4 protein-coding genes are annotated in these 5,921 nt (G+C 35.8%); all 4 read left to right on the forward strand.

All coding sequences use genetic code 11. The features are described from left to right. Positions 1–307: 307 nt before the first annotated feature. The gene (locus tag DO88_RS11290) at positions 308–2,152 is read left to right on the forward strand and encodes a hypothetical protein (RefSeq protein ID WP_007378126.1); all 1,845 of its coding nucleotides are present in this window, start codon (positions 308–310) and stop codon (positions 2,150–2,152) included. 71 nt (positions 2,153–2,223) lie between these two features. Next, positions 2,224–3,036, forward strand: coding sequence for an alpha/beta fold hydrolase (locus tag DO88_RS11285; RefSeq protein WP_033038889.1), 813 nt, complete (start codon positions 2,224–2,226; stop codon positions 3,034–3,036). 347 nt (positions 3,037–3,383) lie between these two features. Continuing rightward, entirely contained in the window at positions 3,384–3,788 is a 405-nt protein-coding gene (locus DO88_RS11280; RefSeq protein WP_033038892.1) for a hypothetical protein, read from the forward strand. Positions 3,789–3,947: 159 nt separating this feature from the next. Continuing rightward, positions 3,948–5,198 (forward strand): cation:proton antiporter, encoded by a 1,251-nt coding sequence (locus DO88_RS11275; RefSeq protein ID WP_033038896.1) that lies wholly within the window; start codon positions 3,948–3,950, stop codon positions 5,196–5,198. Positions 5,199–5,921: the final 723 nt, after the last annotated feature.

Genomic DNA, 5,921 nt, shown 5'->3' on the forward strand with positions numbered 1-5,921 from the left:
ATAGTCGTGCCAATAGATTGTTGCTTGATTTTGCTCTTGATATGCCATGCTGAAAACCCTGAGTAGTTAACTTTAAAACGCCTAAATACGCGCCAAGTTACTAAAATAATGAATTATTTAGATTATGGCATATGGGCGAAGGAGTTTATAGGTTTGGGTGATAAATGAGGTGTTAGTTAGATATTTTGAATTTTGAGGGCTAGAGCTTACCTATACTTAATTAAGTAATTCAAAAGTGGGCTTTATTGCTGCAAATAAAATTAACTGTTACATTTGTAACTATATTATATGAAAGGACTCTGTAAAAATGAAACTCAATCAAGTTTTATCAATTGTTAACCAAGTCGAAAAATCTAAATTTATTTCATGTCTCGACCGCCTTTGTTCTGATGCTGCTAAGAATAATAAAAAACTAGCTAAAACAATAGACAATATTGACGGTCAAATTAAAAATGCGTCTGGTAGCGAAATTACCCAATTATTCCATACCGTCAGAGATTTTTTTAAATGCTCTGTAAAAGATCAAATATTAATGAGTACAGCACAACTCAACTTGCTAGTTAATATTTTGAGCCGTGACGGGAATGGAGTTGCTCGAATTAGCTGGATTGAATCGCTTTATGAGAAAGAGTGGGCTGAGTTATCAAGGCTCTCAAAAGAGCTTAAAGATTATATCCAACAAAATTCAGCTGAAAGCATTTTAGAAAGAAATCGCGCCTTGAAAATTTATCATGCGTGCATGAAAGAAGCATACTTTAATGATGAAAAGAATAATCGCGATGCTAAAGTAACTGACGATGAGCGCAGCATTCTGAATGTGCTTGCAGATGAGTTGAATTTAACAACAGATGAATGCGCTGCTGTAGAGCATTTAGTCGATGTTATTCCTAAAAATGGAGTGCTGGATGCTTTAAATAGCCTGAGGGATATGGGGTTATTGTTTATAAGTAAGAAACGCCAAGAAGTGTTCATTCCAGATGAAATAGTAACTTTACTTAATGAAATTCAAGGGAAAGATTTAGCCGATAAATATATATTAAGAATCCTCAGAACTCTTACTGACGCTGAGCTTTCAAATGCACTTAAAGCGCATGGTCGTAAAATAAGAGGCGTAAGCCGAACTGATAAGATTCAAACAATTATTCATTCAGGACTTAGCGCAGCTAGATTACTATCAGATGATATCCACAGTCTTGAAGATAATCAAAATCAACGTAAAGAGCGCTTAAAACAGTTAATTCAAGACTTAGAAATTGACACTGAAAAACTTGGCACTACTTTAGATGAGCGTATTAGTTTAATACTATCATCGCTATCAGGTGCAACAGAAAAGGAGTTTGATTCCCTCAGCGCTAGTGGATTTAAGCAGCTTCTAAAAACATTAGAAGAACATTTTCCAACAATGCAAGTAGTGCTTAAAGAAGCATTTGAGCTTGAAGCTAATGAAATAATAGATACTGAAAAATTACGTGCCTTGAGTATCACACCTCATGATATTTTATATTTACTTTCAAATGATGAAGTAAGAGAAGTTCGAGATAGTATGGGGCTATCTAAACGTGGTAATGCGCGTTTTGCTATTTTAGAAAGCTTTGCTAATGCGACCGATAAACTAATTGAAAATTACGACGCATTAGCGCGTCGTGATATCAATACTCTTAGGGAAGTTGGTGCAGATGTAACAGAAGCTGATATTGGTGTTAAGTTTGAAGAAGTCACAAAAGCAATTTTTGAACTACTAGAGCTAAATATCGACGAAGACCTTCGTAAAGATTTAAATACTGCTAAAGATAAAGCAGATATCGTAATTTCACTAAGTGATAACGACATAATTATAGGTGAAGCAAAAACCTGTAAAAATGGAGATTTCGCCAAATATTCAACAACTTCGCGGCAAGTAAAAGCCTATGTAACTCGCGCAGAAAACCAGGGTAAACGAGTTGCACAAGTGTTGATAATCGCGCCCAGCTTTTCAGATGATTTCATTGAGTCCGCCGAAATGGATACTGAAGTAAATATCTCATTGTTAGAAGCGCATGGTCTTAAGCTAATACTTGATGCTTACAAATCTAAACGTAACCCAAGTTTCGCTCCTAAGTTACTTACTAAAGGTGGTTTGCTGAAAGCAGAGTTAATAGCCAAGAATATTTAAGGCAGATACTAAAGGCATGTACTAACTTAAAAAATCAGTTAATTTAATAAAAGAAAGATCTACCTAATACAATGAAATTAAAGTTAAAAATAACATTACTCTACTCACTTTTCATATCTACTAGCGCTTTGGCTGAACTGGCTAAAGTTCAAGTAAATGGCTTTGACGTTGAATACGAGCTAGCCGGTAAAGGTAAACATACTATTTTACTTGAAGCGGGCGGTTCTGCTGGTTTAAGTGATTGGGAACCGGTTTTTGAATCACTGATTCAACACGCTAGAGTTATACGGTATTCTCGTATTGGTAATGGCGGCTCTGCACAAATAAAGAAAAACTATAGCTCAGAAGAATATGCAGCTGAGGCTTTGTTACTTCTTCAAGTACTAAAAATAAAAGAGCCTGTTGTGTATGTTGCGCATTCTTATGGTGCTTATATTGCGCGTGTATTTGCTGCAACATACCCTAATCAGATTAAAGCGTTGATGTTAATTGAGCCTGCATCAGAGCACGATGTAGATATTATGCGCGCGATTGACTTGCCTCGTGCTGAAAAAGAAATTGCTGCAATAAAGCTCGGCGATATGAAAAATGGAATGTCGAATCAGTATTTAGATTTTTGGTCAAAACGTCCACTGCCTGATTATCCACAAATTGCTGACATACCCGTGACAGTAATTGCCTCAGTTAAAAAGTACAAAAAGCCATCTGTATTATTTTTTACCGACAAAGCGCGTGAAATGTGGGGCGACTTATACTCAAAGTGGGCTAATGCATTTCCTCAAGGTGAAATAGTAATAACAAATAAAAGCTATCACTACCCGCAAAATGATGAGCCAGAAATGGTTGTAGCCCAAGTAGTTAAGTTGCTTGAACGTACTAAATAGGTGTTGGTTTGGTTGCTGATTGTATAAATACCAATTGCCGTAAATTAGTAGTTTGGCATTAGACTAAAGTCTATAGGTTAGATTTATTCACTTATTAGGTTTGTTTTAATCGTTTGTCGGTTTTGTGTTAATTCTCTAAAGTTCAGTTGTCGGCAACAAGCACGGCTAACTAATACCAATTTTATTAAAACATGATCATTTTAGCGAATTAAATAACTCACTAACTGCGTTAAAAATTACTTATATAGAACGACTATATTTCATAATTTTTGCCTTGTTATTAAGCTATTTTCTTGACGCTAAAAAAGCTCACTAATTTAAACAATTGGCATAACAGGACTACGACCATGAAAATACTTATCAAAACTATCGCTCTTAGCTCACTACTTACATGTTCAGCTGCTGCAGTAGCTGATGCAAGTGATTACAAATTAATGGTTATTGAAACTGCAACAGCGCCACAGCCACTTGAGCAATCATTTAACAGCTGTGCACTGAATGTTAAGTCAAAAAATTATGCAGAAGCTGAAACAATTTGTACACAAGCAATCGCGCTTTTAAAAGACGCAGATGGCCCTAAATTTAAAGTACGCCAACTTACATCGTTTGCATTAAGCAATCGTGGTGTTGCACGTTTAAAAGCGAACAACGACACTGCTGGCCTTGCTGATTTATACGAAGCAAACCAAATGTCTACAAGTACAATGGTATCGCACAACTTAACTCGCGCTAAAGAAGAGCTTTCTTTATAAAATTTATTAATAAAGTGCCTATTAAAGCATGATATAAAATAGCGACAGTACAAAAAAGCCATGTTAGGTTTACTCCTAACATGGCTTTTTTGCGTTTTAACAACACAAGTTTACGGACTTACTAAATAATAACTAATTTAATATTACGGATTAATAAAAATGGAACTTACAAGCAGCTTAACCATATTTGAAATTGGCGCGATATTTTTATCAATTACGGCGTTACTCACCTATGTGAATCATCGCTTTATTGGCTTGCCAACAACCATTGGTGTAATGGTTATTTCGATGGTGGTTTCTATTGCGGCTATATTTTTGGGCTTTTTAGGGTTTGATGATCTTATAGATTACGAAGTGAGCTTGCTCGATCAGTTAGATTTTACTGAAGTTTTGCTTGATGGCATGCTCTCTATGCTGCTTTTTGCTGGGGCGCTGCACGTAAATGTTAGCGATTTAAGGCGCTATAAATTGCCAATAGGCATTTTAGCCTGTGTTGGTACGTTGTTATCTACAGTTATTATTGCTGGCGCGCTTTATTTAGTGCTTCCTTTGCTTGGTTTTGATTTAGCGTTTATTTGGTGTTTACTGTTTGGTGCATTAATTTCGCCAACCGATCCTATTGCGGTAATGGGAATTTTACAATCTGCGGGTGCGCCTAAAAGTATTGAAACCGTGATTGCGGGTGAATCGTTGTTTAACGATGGTATTGGCGTGGTTATTTTTGTGCTTTTATTGGGTGTTTTATCAAGTGGTGATATTCCTACAACCTATTATGTAGCGCACACGCTGGCGGTTGAAGCGGGTGGTGGTATTGTTTTTGGTTTGGTATTAGGTGGTATTCTATATTACTTACTCAAAAGTATTGATAGTTATCAAGAAGAAGTACTACTTACTTTAGCGGGCGTTATTGGTGGCTATGCACTGGCAAGCCATTGGCATTTGTCGGGCCCACTTGCAATGGTAATGATGGGGTTAATGGTGGGCAATCATGGCCGTAGTATGGCTATGAGCGACAAAACACGTCATTACGTTGATTTGTTTTGGGAGTTAATTGACGAAATTTTAAATGCCATCTTATTTGTACTCATAGGGCTTGAAGTCGTCATGATTGCATTTACGAGTAATTTATTTATTGCTGGTGGGTTAACAATTTTAATCGCCTTACTCGCACGTTTAATCGTTGTGGGTATAACAACCACTACATTTAATAAGCAATTAGAGTTGCCATCTGGCGCATGGAAAGTTTTAACCTGGGGTGGCTTGCGTGGTGGTATTTCGGTTGCACTGGTATTGCAGTTACCTGATGGGAACGAGCGCGATATTTTATTAGCTCTCACTTATGCGGTTGTGGTGTTTTCTATTTTAATTCAGGGTTTGAGTATTGGTAAAGTAGCCAAAACTATCCGTTAAATATAATTTTTTAAAAGCGTGTGAAATAGCTGTATTTCACACGCTTTTTATTTCCTCTTATAAAAACAAAAAGGGAAGTGTGTGTTTCAAAACAGTTAATTCATTAATGATGAAAAGTTACTAGAGTCGAAATTATAAATACATGACTTAGTATTGCATGTGATTAAATGTATAAATTTTTTTGATTGTTATTCAATTACGCTAAGGCAAGATGCTTAAAATAAAACGGACCAAATAAAAGCATAAATAATTATATACGTTCTAAAACGCAAGATAGCTATTTCAGACACAAGGGTTGGTGCGTAAGCTACTTAAATATATAGAAAAATGCTAACCGTATTAGACTAAGGTCTATAGGTTAATTTTCTTCACTTATTAGGTTTGTTTTAATCGTTTGTCGTTTTTGTGGTAATTCACTAAAGTTCAGTTGTCGGCAACAAGCACGGCTAACTAATACCAATTTTATTAAAACATGATCATTTTAGCGAATTAAATAACTCACTAACTGCGTTAAAAATTACTTATATAGAACGACTATATTTCATAATTTTTTCCTTGTTATTAAGCTATTTTCTTGAGGCTAAAAACGCTCACTAATTTAAACAATTGGCATAACAGGACTACGACCATGAAACTTACACTTATCAAAACTATCGCTCTTAGCTCACTACTTACATGTTCAGCTGCTGCAGTAGCTGATGCAAGTGATTACAAATTAATGGT

It is taken from the genome of Pseudoalteromonas sp. S3431 (genome assembly GCF_000690035.1).
GTDB lineage: Bacteria > Pseudomonadota > Gammaproteobacteria > Enterobacterales > Alteromonadaceae > Pseudoalteromonas > Pseudoalteromonas fuliginea.

Excerpts from the sequence above, each read along its gene's own strand:
- DO88_RS11275 (WP_033038896.1), top strand. The coding sequence starts at position 3,948 with ATGGAACTTACAAGCAGCTTAACCATATTTGAAATTGGCGCGATATTT.
- DO88_RS11290 (WP_007378126.1), top strand. The coding sequence starts at position 308 with ATGAAACTCAATCAAGTTTTATCAATTGTTAACCAAGTCGAAAAATCT.
- DO88_RS11285 (WP_033038889.1), top strand. The coding sequence starts at position 2,224 with ATGAAATTAAAGTTAAAAATAACATTACTCTACTCACTTTTCATATCT.
- DO88_RS11280 (WP_033038892.1), top strand. The coding sequence starts at position 3,384 with ATGAAAATACTTATCAAAACTATCGCTCTTAGCTCACTACTTACATGT.